This window comes from Marivita cryptomonadis (genome assembly GCF_002115725.1).
In the GTDB taxonomy this organism is placed as follows: Bacteria; Pseudomonadota; Alphaproteobacteria; order Rhodobacterales; family Rhodobacteraceae; genus Marivita; species Marivita cryptomonadis.
Map to the genome: position 1 here is coordinate 1 of NZ_JFKD01000041.1, position 16,006 is coordinate 16,006.

12 protein-coding genes and 1 pseudogene are annotated in these 16,006 nt (G+C 59.0%); 2 read left to right on the top strand and 11 right to left on the bottom strand.

Translation table 11 applies throughout. From position 1 onward, the window contains the following. From MCRY_RS21540 to MCRY_RS21590, 11 genes are all read right to left on the bottom strand, one after another. The coding region (locus MCRY_RS21540) for a DUF927 domain-containing protein (RefSeq protein WP_085633727.1) at positions 1-1,605 on the bottom strand (1,605 nt) is incomplete at its 3' end. 164 nt (positions 1,606-1,769) lie between these two features. Continuing rightward, entirely contained in the window at positions 1,770-2,294 is a 525-nt protein-coding gene (locus tag MCRY_RS21545; RefSeq protein ID WP_085633729.1) for a hypothetical protein, read from the bottom strand. A gap of 218 nt (positions 2,295-2,512) precedes the next feature. After that, on the bottom strand, positions 2,513-3,601 hold the full coding sequence (locus MCRY_RS21550) for a Fic family protein (protein ID WP_085633731.1): 1,089 nt from the start codon (positions 3,599-3,601) through the stop codon (positions 2,513-2,515). A gap of 531 nt (positions 3,602-4,132) precedes the next feature. Further along, complete coding sequence (locus MCRY_RS21555) at positions 4,133-4,882, bottom strand: DUF1028 domain-containing protein (protein WP_085633733.1); 750 nt, start codon at positions 4,880-4,882, stop codon at positions 4,133-4,135. 12 nt (positions 4,883-4,894) lie between these two features. After that, the gene (locus MCRY_RS21560) at positions 4,895-6,688 is read right to left on the bottom strand and encodes a gamma-glutamyltransferase family protein (RefSeq protein ID WP_085633734.1); all 1,794 of its coding nucleotides are present in this window, start codon (positions 6,686-6,688) and stop codon (positions 4,895-4,897) included. 15 nt (positions 6,689-6,703) lie between these two features. Continuing rightward, complete coding sequence (locus MCRY_RS21565; RefSeq protein ID WP_085633736.1) at positions 6,704-7,585, bottom strand: ABC transporter permease; 882 nt, start codon at positions 7,583-7,585, stop codon at positions 6,704-6,706. Continuing rightward, positions 7,582-8,526, bottom strand: coding sequence for an ABC transporter permease (locus tag MCRY_RS21570; RefSeq protein ID WP_085633738.1), 945 nt, complete (start codon positions 8,524-8,526; stop codon positions 7,582-7,584). The genes MCRY_RS21565 and MCRY_RS21570 overlap by 4 nt, the downstream gene beginning before the upstream one ends. A 64-nt stretch (positions 8,527-8,590) precedes the next feature. Then, the gene (locus tag MCRY_RS21575; protein WP_085633740.1) at positions 8,591-10,102 is read right to left on the bottom strand and encodes an ABC transporter substrate-binding protein; all 1,512 of its coding nucleotides are present in this window, start codon (positions 10,100-10,102) and stop codon (positions 8,591-8,593) included. Positions 10,103-10,153: 51 nt separating this feature from the next. Further along, positions 10,154-11,230, bottom strand: coding sequence for an ABC transporter ATP-binding protein (locus MCRY_RS21580; protein ID WP_085633742.1), 1,077 nt, complete (start codon positions 11,228-11,230; stop codon positions 10,154-10,156). Continuing rightward, entirely contained in the window at positions 11,227-12,231 is a 1,005-nt protein-coding gene (locus tag MCRY_RS21585; RefSeq protein ID WP_085633744.1) for an ABC transporter ATP-binding protein, read from the bottom strand. Before MCRY_RS21585 ends, MCRY_RS21580 begins: the two co-directional genes overlap by 4 nt. Beyond that, positions 12,228-12,941 carry a FadR/GntR family transcriptional regulator gene (locus MCRY_RS21590; RefSeq protein ID WP_085633746.1) on the bottom strand — a complete coding sequence of 238 codons (714 nt, stop codon included), beginning with the start codon at positions 12,939-12,941 and terminating at the stop codon, positions 12,228-12,230. The genes MCRY_RS21585 and MCRY_RS21590 overlap by 4 nt, the downstream gene beginning before the upstream one ends. Positions 12,942-14,492: 1,551 nt before the next feature. On the opposite strand from MCRY_RS21590, the gene MCRY_RS21600 reads away from it, so the two are divergent. Then, on the top strand, positions 14,493-15,323 hold the full coding sequence (locus tag MCRY_RS21600; protein ID WP_085633750.1) for a protein NO VEIN domain-containing protein: 831 nt from the start codon (positions 14,493-14,495) through the stop codon (positions 15,321-15,323). Positions 15,324-15,733: 410 nt separating this feature from the next. Further along, positions 15,734-16,006 (top strand): annotated as a pseudogene (locus MCRY_RS23285) (hypothetical protein); the annotation flags it as partial.

The window sequence follows — 16,006 nt, forward strand, 5'->3', positions numbered from 1 at the left end:
CTTGCTCGCCCGCAGATAGTTCGCCTGTTCCGCCGGGGAGTGCCCAGCATGAATTTCATTCCAAGTGTCCGCGGATACGTAGAACCAAGAGTCATCGCGGTATCCTGCCGGAGAGTCGATGGATGTGCCTGCTCTCTGAAACCGAGTTTCGCCGTGGGCCAGCAGGTAGTCACGCGTCCTCTCAACAGTGGCTTCGATTTCGAACTTCTCGGGCCGTTCTTGCAGGTCTGCCCACTCCTTCGCGAGCTCCCAGGCAGCGCTGACCGGCTCTTGCGGATCCCAGTCAGTCACATCAAACATGCTCGCTAGTTGGCCGGCACATGCAATCATCGCAAGGTGACCGAGAACTCGCCCTGCCGGACCATCACCCTCCAAGCCAAGGCTCGATTGCCATATTGATGCAATAGCCTTGATCTTGTCGGGGAGCGTGCTCCGAATTCTGGAATTCTTCAGCAACTCGTGAACGAATGCAGGCCCCGCCACACCATAGGTCTGCGAGGCTGCATGTTCGATCCTCTGTGCGAAATCGCCACCGTTTGTCTCTCCATGGAGAACATCAAAGGCGCCGTATCGACGCGTATCGGCGGAAACTTCGATCATCCGGACTGTCTGCCCCATCATGGTTGACTGACCGGCCTCCGCCATTTTTTCAGCCAGGGTGATTTCGCCAGTCGACAATATTGTCATGTTCCATTTTGTCGTGTTGCGAAGCGCTCCCGAAGATGTTGACCGGGCTTTGCCTTGCCCGTTTCCCAGCATGTAGATTGCATCACCAATTTCCTTGGCGGATGCTTCGGCGATCTCGTTCAGGATCAGCAACGAGCTGTTTGCAACCGCTGCCATTCCCTCCATGGCATTCTTCGTTGCGGTCCAGTCTTTCACCAGCTCCGGTGATCCCCAGACGGACGCAGCTACCTTTGCAGAGGTTGTTTTGCCACTGGAGGACATCCCCTTGAGGTGCATGCCGGCAATTTCACGGTTGAGGAATTCAACAAGTGGTCCTGCAAAAGCCAGGGACACCGATGTCATCAAGACTGGATTTCCCTTGCAGCGACTGGACACTTCGGACCGCCAGGTGGCCAACGAGCCTCTGGAATGCATTGCAGGCTCACCGCGCTGAACGCTGTCATTCAGGAAAACAATATCCTTGCCGCCGATGACACGCATGTCGCCCAGGACAAATCTGGTGCATGTCGAATCTGACCACCCTAGGCGATCTGTCGTATGATAGCGCTTGGTCGGTGCCCAACTTGTCAGAAGCTGAGCGAGGTGTTTCTTGGCGTTTGTTCCGGGCGCCATCCGGAAACCTCTGTCAAGAAGGCCATCGAGCACCTTTGTGAAGGAGCTGTTGAATTGCGCCTGTGGCACATGCCACTCGTGCTGAACGCCATCCGCGTCGACGAGTTCGATCCAGCGGCACCATCCGTTGTTGCCGGTGTTCCGACCGAGTGCAACGACGGCGATAGGTGAGCAAAGCCATTCCTGCTCGATGTCGCCATCTTTGCTCGTGGTTTCGATGAAGATGCCGTTGTCTGTCGAGATGAAGCCTTCCGGTGGAATATGTGCGCTGAGCGGGGTTGCGGTGTCGGTAATGTTGCCATCCATGACGTGCTCCTGGTTTTAGTTAGGTGTGATAGGTTCCTTGGACCCGGCCACACAAATGCGCAGCCATGACCTCTTCGTTGACGAAAACGAGTGATCGCAGTCCGCCTTGCAGGCGCCCGGACGGGCGTCTGCTGTGTCTGGTTGTTCGTTATTGCCGGGACGGCTTAGAGGAGTTTGACTGTCCAGGTCTTGAAGGTGCGCCGGACATTCTTGTCCAACTCATCTTGTAGCCGCGCGAGCTGCGCTGAGGTCTCCAGCGCTTCGCGTCTGCGCTCAGGCTCGGAGAGGTCAGAGCGCTCCAGCTCTTCCCGGCATTTCTTCAACTCCTCGCTCTTGTAGGTGTTGATGATGTTTGCCAGTTCCATTGCTGCATCGAGGAGCACGCCGACCATGACTTCAGCGCGCCCGATAGACTTCTCAGAGGATTGGAATGCCTCGATGAGGTCCTCGTCTGTCGCGAAGCAGGCACTGTCAGCGAATTCTTCCGGGCCCCGGTCGTCTTCGAAGACCGGTGGCTCGATGCCGAGCAGGCCAAAGCAGAGTTCCACTGAGCTCCAGTTCCCGTCTTTTTCGAGATGCTTGTAGAAGGGGGTCTTCAGGAAGGGGTAGGTGGCATCTTTCATGCGAGCCATGGCTTGCCGTTCCCGCTCCAACTGTTTCTGTTTTCGTTCTTTGGCTGACAGGGCCATTTCGACTCACTCTATTTGTGATAGTGAATGTGAAAACAGAAATCACATATTTTGCCAAAAAGGTCAAGCCCTGACTTATGGCAGGGACAAATTTCTGACTATCAGACCGAGATGACTGTCGGGCCTACAAGAACCGCGTGAGCAGGGTCGGGGCGAAACCTGTCCAACGACCTCAGCGCTGACGCTTTCGCGACGCTAGGGCATACGGATTTCAGCAGTTAGGCGTTGTCATCCATGAAGAGCGCCACGAGCGGCACGTTGATGTAGTAATTGCTCCTGCCGGCCTGGTGTTTTTCCACGAAACCGTATTCGGCGAGCGCTTCGAGGTATTTCGATGCGGTTTGCCGGGTCACTTTGAGATCGTTCACGAGGAAGTCGATCCGGGTGTAGGGGTGCCGGAACAGATTGTTGAGCAGGTCTTGGCTGTAGATCTTTGGAAGATCATGGCGCATCCGGTGCTTGGTAGCAGCCATCTGGCCACGTATGGCTTCGACGAGCGTCAGCGTGGTCTGAGACGTTTCTGTGACACCTTGCAGCATGTAAAGAACCCATGCTTCCCAATCACCATGATCGCGCACGTCCTGGAGGCGCTGATAGTATGCGGCCTTGTTCCGGGTGATGTATCGGCTCAGGTAGAGGATCGGAATGTCGAGCAAGCCGGACCGTGTGAGATAGAGAACATTCAGGATCCGCCCAACGCGCCCGTTCCCATCCGGGAAGGGATGGATGCTTTCGAACTGGTGATGGATGATCGCCATCTTGATGAGCGGATCGAGATCGCATGTTTCGTCGTCGTTGATGAATTGCTCCAAGGCGGACATGTAATCTGCGATTTCGTAGCGATCTTGCGGTGGCACATAGACCATGTCCCTGGTGGCCTCGTTTCGCAAAGCCGTGCCGGGCGTGGTTCGGAACCCATCCGTGCGCCCTTTGAGGAGCCGGAACATATCTGTGATTGTCTTGTTGGTGATGAGCCCCTGTGACGTCAGAAGATGTTCATACCCAAGCTTCACGGCATCCCGGTAGAGGGCGACTTCTTTGGCGGCACCTGACTGTGGGCCTTCTGGGAAAAGGTCGGCCTGAAACAGCTCATCCTGGGTCGTGACGATATTCTCGATCTCCGAGGAGGCTTTGGCTTCCTGTAGCGCCAGCGTGTCGATGAGGATGCCCTGGTTCGGAATGGTCGCGGCACGTCCCTTCAGCTCAGCCAGGGCACGGTTCGCAGCGGCAAGGGCTTTGAGGACCGGAACGGTTTCAAGATCAACAGCAGGTGGCAGCACCGGGATGGTGTAGGTCGGCGTTAACATGTGAAACCTGATATGTTAAAGAATCTCCGTTTTCCTAACATCGCGACCGTGACATGTGAAGCAAAACGCGTTCCTTTGACATGAGGACGACTCTCAGGCGCGCTGAGACGCGCCGTGGCTGCAATAAGCTCATCTGGACGACCCCCGCAGGTAGCGGCAACACCGGCATCGACTCCCCGGGCGATCCTGGCAGCGGAGTAGGGTGGGCACCGCGCAAAGGCAAACCGCACACTGCCAATAGAGGAGGATTGGACCCAGAGGCACGGTGGCGCCAGAAAGAATCCCCATCACATCGACACGGTTTTTCTAGGACTTCGAGGCACCCCCGGCATCCCGTCCAGAGGTCTATACCGGGACGTCGAGCCATGCCACACTGCAGCACGGGAGATGGACAAAGGCATTAACGCAGACTTCTGCACCCGAATTCTACGGAAAGATGTGAAGCAGCACAAAGCTCAATGACCGCTAGTAAGGATCGTGCAGTTCAACAATGGGCAAAGGCTTCCTGCGAAGTTTTGTCGACACGAGACCTTATAGCGGAGTGCCAAAACTGCGGCTCTCGCGGCCGTCCGCTTTGCGGCGGTCATCGACTTCACGGATTTCCTTGTCGATGCCACCGCGCTCCAGCCAACCATGTGGGTTCTGCACCGTGGGCATTGCCTTGACGACAATCGTAAAGCGCTCGTGGGCAACATCGTAGAGGCGGCGCAATTCCGCGAGCGGGTCGGGATGATCGTCGGCGCGCAGATCAAGCCACGGATAGGGCTGGTCCCGATGAACGATCAGTGCCGCGGATTGCGTGCCGCGCTTGTCACCGCCTGCCGCTTCTCCGGCCTCCATCGCAGTCATTAACCGCTCGGCCAGCGGTAAGTTAGCACGGTCAAGATAGCAGGCCAGCGTATCCGCAATAACAGCTTCTCCCGCCAACATGTTGCCGGCCACTGAAACCCCCAACGCCGCCTTGTGTCCGCACCAATCAACGCAGTCCGCGCCAGTATGCGCTGCTGTGCGGCCTTGCAGGTCCACCATATGAAGCTGCCGGTTGGCCTCGCCTTTATCGGCGGCAACAAGCGCGTTTACCACATCCATTGGCGCATATCCGGCGGCAAGGCGATCTGCGGCGTCGATGCCCCACAATGGATTGACAAACGCTTGCGTCGCAACAGCGCCCCGCCCGACGCGGACGTGGGGAACCAGCATTCCCACTGCAAAGAAGCGGCTGGCGACGGCGACACCCAGTTCGCCGGTTTTCTCGTCATAAGCGCAGATCGAATAGGTCATGAGTTTCCCCTCTCAGCGTCCGACTGCATAGGCTTGCATCAGGCGCGGTGTTGCGGCAGCCTTAAGCATCCCGTCGGGTGTGCGGCATGCGGCGGTCAGGCGGCCCACGGTCCAGGGCTCGGCAACTTCCAGATTATGGCCCCGCGCGCGCAATTCAGCGATCACCGCGTCACCGAAGGCAGGCTCGACCATCAGGTGGCCGGGCCGCACCGGGCGCGGATCGAACGAACCTTGGAAATGCGCGGTATTGAAGAGCGGCGCGTCGATGGATTCCTGCAAGTTCATGCCGGAATGCACCAACCGCAGGAATAGCATCAGCTGCCACTGGTCCTGTTGATCGCCACCCGGCGTGCCGAACGCATGGCGTGTGCCGTCGGGTGCCTGCGCCATAGACGGCGAGAGCGTTGTGCGCGGACGGCGTCCGGGTGCGAGAGAGGTCGGCAGGCCCTCTTGCAACCAGAACATCTGCGCACGCGAATTGAGCGGCATGCCAAGCCCCGGCACCACTGGTGAGCTTTGCAGCCAGCCTCCCGAAGGTGTCGCCGAAACGGAATTTCCCCACTGGTCGATCACGTCGATATGCACCGTGTCGCCGCGCTTTTCCGACAGATGCGCCATGGTCGGCTCGCCTGCGCCCACACCTCCACCGGAGGCTTCCTCGCTGGCTTTCGCACGAGAAATGGCGGCATCGGCCTGATGGGCGAACCCGTCGATCCGGCCCGGTCGCTGCTCGAGCGATGCGTTCGGCTCCAGCAACCCGCGACGGGTGTCGGCATAGGCGCGCGACAAGAGCGTTTCGGTTGGGATGTCACTGTGCAGAGGATCGCCGTAAAAAGCTTCGCGGTCTGCAAAGGCGAGCTTCATCGCCTCGGTCACGGTGTGCACGAAATCCGCACCGCGGCTGTCCATATTGGCGATGCCCGACCCGTCGAGCAAACGTAAAGCCTGCAAGAGGCTCGGCCCCTGGCTCCACATTCCCGCCTTCCAGACGGTCCAGCCTTCGTAGTCGACTGAGAGCGGCGTTTCCCAGGTCTCTGTCCAACCGGCCATGTCCTGGCCGGTCAGCACGCCTTTGTGGCGTGCGCCCGAGGCATCCATCACACAGGCGTCCCGCATCCAAGTGTCGATGGCCTCGGCGATGAAGCCTTCGTAGAACGCGCGCCGAGCGGCTTCGATCTGCGCCTCACGGCCTGTTGCGCCTTCCGCCTCGGCCAGCAACCGGTCCCATGTGTCAGCCAAGTCGCGGTTGCGCATCAGCGACCACGCCTCGGGTGTGCCGCCCCCCGGCATCCATGTGGCAGCGGAGGTCGGCCATTCGTCGCGGAAGAAGTCGGACAACCCTTCGATGGTCGCGGCCACACGTGGCAGAACCGGGTGGCCGTGTCGGGCGTAGTAGATCGCCGGTTCAAGGATCGCCCGCAGCGGCAGTTTCCCATGATCGCGCAAAAGCGCCATCCACGCCCCAAACGCGCCAGGGATCACGGTGGCCAAGAGGCCCGATCCCGGCACAGTGTCCAACCCTTCTGCGTGGTAATGCGCAATGGTGGCCCCTTCCGGTGCTGTCCCTTGCCCGCACAAAACCTGCGGTGCATCATCACCAACCCCACGCCACAGAAGGGGCATGTCGCCCAAGGGACCGTTCAGATGCGGTTCGACCACATGCAGGGCAAAGCCCATAGCGGCCGCGGCATCGGCGGCAGTGCCGCCCGCTTCGAGGATCTTCATCCCGACGGCAGACGCGATCCAGTGGGTCGAGGTGACGACGCCGAAGGTGCCCTTGATCTCGGGTCTGGTGGTAAATTGCATGTCCGTCCCTTTGTCTTAGGTATCGCGCGGGTCAAGCGCGTCGCGCAGCCCGTCACCCAGCAGGTTGAAGCCCAACACCACGAGAAAGATCGCGATGCCCGGGTAAAGCGCCATCCACGGCGCCTGTTCGAGAAAATTCTTGGCGATGTTCAGCATCGCACCCCAGCTTGGCGCAGGAGGTTGCTGACCGAGCCCCAGAAAGCTGAGCGACGCCTCGGCGATGATCGCAGTGGCGATGGTCAACGTTGATTGCACGATGATCGGCGGCAGGATGTTAGGCAGGATGTAACGCCTGATCAGACCAAGATGCCCGATGCCGACCGCTCGGGCGCTTTCCACGTAATCCTCGGTCATCACGCTGAGCGTCTGCGCACGGGCGAGCCGGATGAAGATCGGCATGGCCGAGAGGCCAATGGCGATCATCGCGTTCTGCAAGGATGGGCCAAGGAAGGCCGCAAGGGCAATGGCGAGGATCAGGAAAGGTGCCGCCAGCAGCGCCTCGGTAAAGCGCGAGATTACGGCGTCGGTCCAGCCGCGCAGGTAGCCCGACAGCATCCCCAATGGCACACCCAAGAGCACCGCGATACCGACTGACAGAACGCCCGCAAGCAGAGACGCCTGTGCGCCCCAGATCATGCGGGACAAGACATCGCGGCCGATCTCATCCGTGCCGAAAGGATGCGCAGCGGAGGGCGCTTTACGAACTGCCGCCCAGTCGGTTTCCACGGGGCCTGGCAATGGCAGCAGTGGCGCAAGCAAGGCCACGACAACAAAGAAGGTCACAATCGCGCCGCCCAGCAACGCAGATGGATTGCGCCGGAACTTTTCCCACGCGCGGTTACGGCGGCGGGGCGGTAGCGGGTCGGCTGCAACCTGCGGATTGACGACAGCGGTCATTGGTCAGACATCCTTGGGTTCAGGACGCGATAGGCCGCGTCGGCCAGAATGTTCATAGCGATGAAGGCGATCCCGGTGCACAGAACGATCCCTTGGACTACCGCGTAATCCCGGTTGAATACGGCATCGACCACCAGCTTCCCGAAGCCAGGAATAGTGAAGATTTGCTCGGTTAGGACTGCACCAGCCAGCAGTTCACCAAACAGAAGCGTGATGACGGTTACCACCGGCACCAGCGCATTGCGCAACGCATGTTTTACCAGCACGACGCTCTCTCGCAGACCCTTGGCGCGCGCTGTGCGAACGTAGTCGGATTTCAGCACCGACAGCATAGCTGACCGTGTGTGGCGCATCAGCGTGGCGGCGATGGCTGTGCCCAGAACGAAGGCGGGCATGAGCATGACCTTGATCGACTGCACGGGGTCTTCAGACAGCGGCATGTATCCCGAGGCGGGCAGCCAGCCGAGTTTGACTGACACCAGCAGGATCAACATGATGCCAAGCCAGAAATTCGGAACAGACAGGCCCGACAGAGCTACGATATTGGCCAGCCAGTCAATCCAAGTGCCTTTCTTATAGGCCGACAGAACCCCGGCGGGAATGCCGATTAGGATTGCGATAATCAGTGCCATCACGGCAAGCTGGATCGTCACCGGAAGTTTCTGCCCAATCAGTTCCAGAACAGGCTGCTGCGTGCGCAGGGAAATCCCCAGATCGCCTTGAAGCGCTGCGCCCGCCCAGGCAAGGTATTGCACCGGGATTGGGTCGTTCATCCGGTATTTCTCACGCAGGGCTTCGATCACCGCAGGGTCGCGCTCTTCGCCCGCCATCACGAGGATGGGGTCGCCTGGCAGCAGATGCTGAAGCGCAAAGACGAATATCGAGATGAGGATGACGGTCGGGATCGCTATGAGGATCCGGCGTCCAATGAATGCGAGCATTGCGGCCCCTGCTGTGTCAAAGTCGGTGTGCCGCCCCAGAATAGATCTGGAGCGGCGACTGGGTTCACTCGGTCATCGACACGCCATGCAGGCGGATCATGCCGTCCGGGTAGGGCACAAAGCCCGACACGTTGTTGTCGAGCGCCCAAATCCACACTTGGTGGTAGAGGTAGATGATCGGGCTGTCCTCCTGCAGGATCGCCAGCGCCGCGTCATACTTTGCCTTCCGGTCGGCGGTGTCGTTGGACAGGCGCGCCTCGTTCAAGAGCGTGTCGACCTCCGGGTTGGAATACTTGGAATCGTTGATCCCGCCGCCGGTGGTCATGAACTGGTGGATGTTGCCATCCGGATCGACACGGCCCGACCAGCCGATCTGGCTTGCCATGTAGTCGCCCGCGGACTGATCACTTAGCAGCGTCGCGAATTCCTTGGCGGTCAAGCTGATATTGATCCCGGCTTCTGCAGCCATCGCCTGAACCACCTGCATGACCTGCGTCTGCACAGGGTTGTTGGCGACCTGAACCTCGACATCCACACCATCGGCGAAACCGGCCTCGGCCAGCAGTGCCTTCGCGGCCTCGACATCGCGCTCGGGCACCGGGAAGGCGCTGTTGAACCACGGCGAATCCGGCGGATAGGGCTGGTTACCAGCCGCAAAGGCGCCTTCGAACACAACCTGGTTCAACGCGGCACGGTCGATAGCGAGTGACAGTGCCCGACGAACGCGGCTGTCGGTGCCGATGGGCGTGTTCGCCCGGTCGCCATTGCCCACATTGACAGTGATACCTTGGTATCCCAGCGACGTCGCTTTCTCCATCGTCAGCCCGTCATCGGCGGTGACGGACGGCACATCCGTCGCAGCTAGACGCTCGAGCATATCAAGGTCACCTGCACGCAGGTTTGCCAGGCGCACGGTGGTGTCCGGGATCGGCAGGAAGGTCACGCTGTCGAAGTTGATCTCGTCCGCACGGTAATAGTCGGCGAACTTCTCAAGCACGATGCGGTCCTGCTGGATGCGCTCTTTGAAGGTAAAGGGCCCGGCGCAGACCGGGTTCAGACCGAACTCCTCGCCCGCTTCCTCGGCCGCCTTCGGCGACAGCATCATGCCTGCCCGGTCAGCGAACTGTGCTATGAGCGTCGCATCGGGCGCTGCGAGGCTGATCTTGATTGTGTTGTCGTCTACGACCTCCCAGCTTTCGACCGAAGATACCTCGGATTTGCGGCGGCTCAGCTCGAAATTCTTGGAGCGGTTGAGGTTATAAGCCACCGCTTCGGCATTGAACGGCTCACCATCGTGAAACATCACGTCATCTCGCAGCGTCATCGTCAGCTCAGTGCCGTCCGCGTTCCATTCCCAGCCAGTTGCCAGCATCGGAATGATTTCGAGTTGCGGCGTGATATCGACCAGCTTGTCGCAAAGCGACGCATAGACGATCCGCCCTACGAAAGTGCGCGACTGATCTGGGTCAAGAACGTCGGGGTCTTCCTGAAGCCCAATGCGCAGGTCCTGCGCGTGGACAAGACCACTTGTGGCGGCTAGCAACGCCGCAAGGCCCAATGTCTTTAAGGTTTGCATAAGATCACTCCTCTGTCGGTTGGCTATTCGTTATGTCGTGCGTTTTGATGATCATCCTTTGGCCCCGCCATCCAGGGCGGCTCGCGCCGCGCTGTAACGGGCAAATCGCGCCTGGGCGGCAGCTGCTCTTGGTTTTTCAGTGGGCTCGATGCCCTGTGGCGACAGGGTTTCGGTGAAATGACAGGCGACGCTGTGGTGTGCACCGGTCCCAAGCAAAACAGGACGCTCGGTGCGGCACCGGTCCTGTGCATGCGGGCAGCGGGTGTGGAACTTGCAGCCGGGCGGCGGTGCGATCGGGTTCGGTGGATCGCCCTCAAGTGTCGTGCGCAGACGCCTTGCGCCAGTGGACGGGATGGGGATCGCCGACAACAAAGCCTCGGTATAGGGGTGCTTGGGGGCCGTAAACAGCTGTTCCGCAGAGGCCAGTTCAACGATTTCGCCGAGATACATCACCGCCACCCGATCCGCGATATGGCGGATCACAGCCAGATCATGCGCGATGATGACAAGGGTCAGCCCGAATTCGGCCTTTAGGTCCTCAAGGATATTGATCACCTGCGCCTGGATCGACACGTCGAGCGCAGAAACCGGCTCATCCCCGATGACGATCTTCGGCCCGGTCGCCAAAGCGCGAGCTATGCCGATGCGCTGGCGCTGTCCGCCTGAAAACTCGTGCGGATAGCGGTCTGCATGTTCCGGCCGCAGCCCAACCTTGCGCAGTAGATCGGCTACCTTGGCGCGCTGCTCAGCCGCGGTGCCGATGCTGTGAATGCTCAAAGGCTCACCAATCAGCGCACCCACTGTCATGCGCGGATTGAGCGAGGAGAATGGGTCCTGAAAGATGAATTGCATGTGCTGGCGCAGCGCCCGTAATTCGGCAGCGCTCAGCGCCGATAAGTCCCTTCCGTCATAAGTGACGCTTCCCTCGGAAGGTGCAATCAGATGCGACAGAAGTCGTGCCAGTGTGGACTTGCCGCAGCCGGACTCGCCCACGATGGCAAGGGTTTCGCCCTCCTCGATGTCCAGATCGACGCCATTGACTGCCTGCACCACCGTTGGCGCGCCAAAGAGCGGCTTCTTCGTCACGAAACGGCGTGTCAGCCCGCGCGCTGTCAGGATCGCACTCATGCCGACACCCGCGAGGGCATCGGCTGTTCTGCCTCGAGCGGTGCGTGCCAGCAGGCAACGCGATGCCCGCCGCCCAAATCCGTCAGCGGTGGTGCCTTGGCGCACGCATCTGACGCAAAGGGGCACCGCGCGGCAAAGCGACAGCCCACCGGCATGTCGAGCGCGCCGGGCACGGTTCCCGGAATCGTAACAAGTCGCTCCGACCGCCCCGTCAGCGATGGCATGGAGGACATGAGGCCCAATGTATAGGGATGCTGCGGATCGTCGAAGATCTGCTCAGTTTTGCCCGCCTCGACAATGCGGCCAGCATACATGACCGCGACAGCATCGGCCATTTCCGCCACCACACCCAGATCATGTGTGATCATGATCATCGCAGCACCTGTTTCCTTGCCGAGATTGCGCATCAAGTCGAGAATCTGCGCTTGGATCGTCACATCGAGCGCGGTGGTTGGTTCATCCGCAACCAGCAGTGCCGGGTCATTGGCCAAGGCCATGGCGATCATCACTCGTTGCCGCATCCCGCCTGACAACTGGTGCGGATACTCATCCAGTCGCTTTGCCGCCGCCGGGATGCGCACCCGTTCCAACATCTCAAGTGCCCGAGCCCGGCCTTCTTCGCGCGAGACGCCACGATGTTCGCAGACTGCCTCAGCAATCTGGTCGCCAATCCTGAGCGCCGGATTAAGAGAGGTCATCGGTTCCTGAAAGATCATCGCAATGCGGTCACCTCTCAGGGCGCGCAACGTCTCTCTGGGTGCCGACAACAGGTCGACCTCCTGAAACCGCGCGGTCCCGCCCTCGATCCTGAGTGGCGTGCCTTCCAAGAGACCCATCAAAGCCAGGGCGGTCAGGCTCTTGCCACAGCCGGACTCTCCCACGATGCAAAGCGTTTCGCCGGGGTTCAGCGCAAAGCTCACGCCATCGACCAAGGGCTGCGGCGCGGCCCCGACACGGATCGTCAGGCCGTCGACCTGCAGAAGCGGCCCTTGCCCTGTCATGGCCGATCCTCCATCGACTTGCGGAGATTGTCGAACAATGTCTCAAGGTGTTTACGCATGGCGTTTGCAGCGGCAGGCCCGTTACGCGCATCAATTGCCTCGATGATCTTTTGGTGTTGAGCGTCGTAGAAGGCCCGGGTTTCGGGCGTTCTTGCGCGGTGGCGTTTCTCCTGCCAATCGTCCCCCATGCGCACTTCGTCGATCAACGTAAAGGCAGTCAGCATCAAACGGTTGCCCGCGATCCGAGCGATGGCGCGGTGCAGCGCGCCGTCCCAAAGCTCAGCTGAGTCTGAACCTTCCGCGTCGTGCGTCCGTTCCGCCAGTTTCCTAAGACGCGCGACATCATCTGCAGTCGCGCGACGTGCGCAAAGATCGGCAAGTGCAGGCTCGATGCAAAGCCGTGCCTCCATTGCCGAGAGAGGATCAACATCTGACGCGATCTGAGCGGCAAGCTCTTCGGTCGGATCGGGCGGCTGTCCTGCAAAAGTGCCTTTCCCCTGCTTGCGCCAGATCAGGCCTTCCGCCTCGAGCGTGTCAAGCGCCCGGCGGACCGATGCGCGTCCCGCCTCAAGCTCGGCTGCAAGGTGACGCTCCGTCGGCAATCGCCCGTCCGAGGGAAGAAGCCCTTCGCTTACGATCTGACGGATCGCCTGAAGCACGCGGTTGGGCTCGGACGTTTCCTGCAGATCTCTCGGACGGTTATGTAGCATTCTGCCCCGGAGTAATTTTGCATTGGATCAAACCAATCGTTCATTGGTTTGATTGATCTGTCAATCCTTGACCTCCTACAAGCAGCCAAAGTTTCGATCGCCGGGCAAAAGAAGCTCCTAGAAAATCAGCAAGTATTTATTTTTAAACAGAAAGGTAGTTCGCTCAAAGATTCAGCGCCACCCCGGCCAGTATGACTACACAACGCCCATCCAGACGCGGGTGCGCTTGTTTATGTCAGGGCCGCACTTGGTCTTAGCGGGGTAAAACCTGCTCATCATTCGCGTGCAGTCCCCTGTGATCCCGATAGCGCAAACCAGAGTTTTCGAGAGAACCGGGTTTCAATTACAAACAAGAAAAAGAGAATTCTTCTCCGGACTAGATCACTAAAGGCTACTCCGCTTTCTGCTCCAAGAAGCCGGAACGATGGGAGGTTTAAGCCTGATCGCAGGGTGGCACCAGAAAGCATCCCCATAACACCGACACGGTTTTTCTAGGACTTCGAGGCATGCCCTGCATCCCGTCCATGGGTCTATACCGGGACGTCGAGCCATTCCTCACCGCGGCAATTGAGAAAGACACAGATTGTGTGGGAGGCTTCCGCATCCAGGCTATCTGGGAAGACGTGACACGGCGCGGCTTTTCCTGGGGCTTAAAGCAAATGAGGCAAAACACAGGGAACAAGCACACTCGCCGCGTCGCCACGACGTTTTCCTTATCCATCATATGATCAGACACTGACGTCTGAGGCATATCAGATTTCTCCATAGCTCACAGATGCTTAGAGGTGATGACTGAGTGGAGGTGGAATGATGTGGGGTGTGTGAAAGGTAATCCGATCCCCCTTTGGAAGTCGCATAGGTCAGAAGGGTGTGTGATTTCCAAGGTTGGACCTTATGCCGATGTGGGTGTCAGATTGCTGTGCTCGGGAAGAGCGGATCATTGGGGGCGTAAGGGGTGAGGAGCTGATTGCACGCGGTGGCTCTCCTGCGCTCCTCCGGACGACCAATCGCACGCGCAGATACATCTGGGGTGCTGCTTGGTCTGTCCTTTGATTGATGCGATCGATGCCAAAGCGCCATATAGGTTTGAGGTGGTCCTTGTGCTTCAAGCATTTGAGCCATGATGCGCCGGCATCGAATTCGCACAAAAAACAGATGTTGGTTTCGCGAACCCCTTGTTTTCTTGGCTAATGGCTCGCGCACAGGTTTACGTGGCGAACGGAAAACCGGAATTCTGGGCGCTTTTTGTCAACATAAGGTAAACATAGGGTAAACATTCCGGCCGGAAATCTGGCCAGTTTGACACCTGGTAGGCCGGTGGATGTTTACCTCTGACTGCGTGATGTAAACGTCATGTCAACATTCGGGAAACATGCATGGTGGGACCCGGCGTCGCGTGGACGTTGAGCCATTCCTTGGCACTCCTTCTCATTGATGCTCTTGCTTGGCGCAGGCATAACGGGCGTTCTCCCAGAAAACAGCGGCGTCCGACATGCAAACAGCCGCGTATTTCCCAATGACAACCCTGGGCGTGCGGCTTAGCCTGGCGCCATGAATTCGGGTGATTGGTCAGATGCGGAAAACGATGCCGTCGTTGCGTCTTATTTCGCGATGCTCAGCGACGAGTTGTCGGGGCGCTCCTACAACAAAGCGGCTCAGAACAGGTCTCTCCAAGAGCAGACCGGTCGCGGCAGAGGATCGATCGAGTTCAAGATGTGCAATGTCTCAGCCGTCTTTCGGGGGTTCGGGCTGCCGGTGATCGTCGGATATCAGCCCCGGTTCAATTATCAGACTTCCCTCGAAGGAGCTGTGTCCAGGTGGCTTGCGAAGCACCCGGAATGGGAGTTGTCGCTGCATGGGAAAGCACAAAGGCGCATGGCGGAACCCGATGCACTGTATGTCGGCACGGCACCAACCCTGAAGAACACTCCACCCCCTGAAGAGTTGGAACAGATGCAGCGCGTGGCCCGGCATTTCGATGTAGCGGGACGTGATGAGCGCAATCGTGCACTAGGCCGCGCTGGTGAAGAACGGGTCTTGCAACACGAACGCGCCCTGCTGCGGCAGAATGGTCGTGACGACCTGGCGCATCAGGTCAAGTGGGTCTCTGAGGCAATTGGCGATGGCGCGGGCTATGACATCGCCAGTTTCACTCCTGATGGCCGGGACCGCCTTATTGAAGTGAAGACGACCAACGGCTGGGAGCGCACGCCGTTCTACATCTCGCGGAATGAACTGGCGATTGCAAAGGAGCGGCGGGACAGTTGGTGCCTGTTCCGCCTTTATGAATTTGCGCGTGTGCCCAAAGCCTTCGAGCTACGACCCCCACTGGAAGCACATGTGTCGCTGACGGCAACGGCGTTTCAGGCAAGCTTTCAATGACAGGTAATTTGCGCAGGTTCGGACGGACAATCGGCATTGACTACTCAGGAGCTGAGACGGCCGACTCCAGCCTGAAGGCTCTTCGTGTCTATCAGACATGCGGTGAAGCGCCTGCTTTTGAAGTCTTGCCGCCACCTGGTCCGAAGAAATATTGGACACGGCGCGGTTTGGCAGCATGGCTTGTCGAAATCCTTGATGGCAAAGTCCCTACCATCGTTGGCATCGACCATGGGTTCTCCTTCCCCATGCGATACTTTGAGCGGTATGGGCTGGTTCCTGAGTGGCCAAGCTTTCTTGATGACTTTTGCTTTCATTGGCCAACCGACAAAGCACATACCTATGTCGATTTCGTTCGAAATGGGTCCGTCGGCTATGGCGATGCTCGGATTGGAGAGCGGCGCTGGCGTAGAATGACCGAAGACGCGACGGGATCCGCAAAGTCTGTCTTCCATTTTGATGTGAAGGGCTCCGTTGCGAAGTCGACCCACGCCGGTTTGCCCTGGTTGCGGCATATCCGTGCCGCTCGACCGGAAGCGCACATCTGGCCTTTTGACGGATGGCAACCAGCAATCGGCGCATCTGTTATCGTAGAAGTCTATCCAAAGCTTTGGAGCGACAAATACCCCGTAGAAGATCGAACGGTGGATCAGCACGATGCCTATTCCGTTGCCAGATGGCTTAAG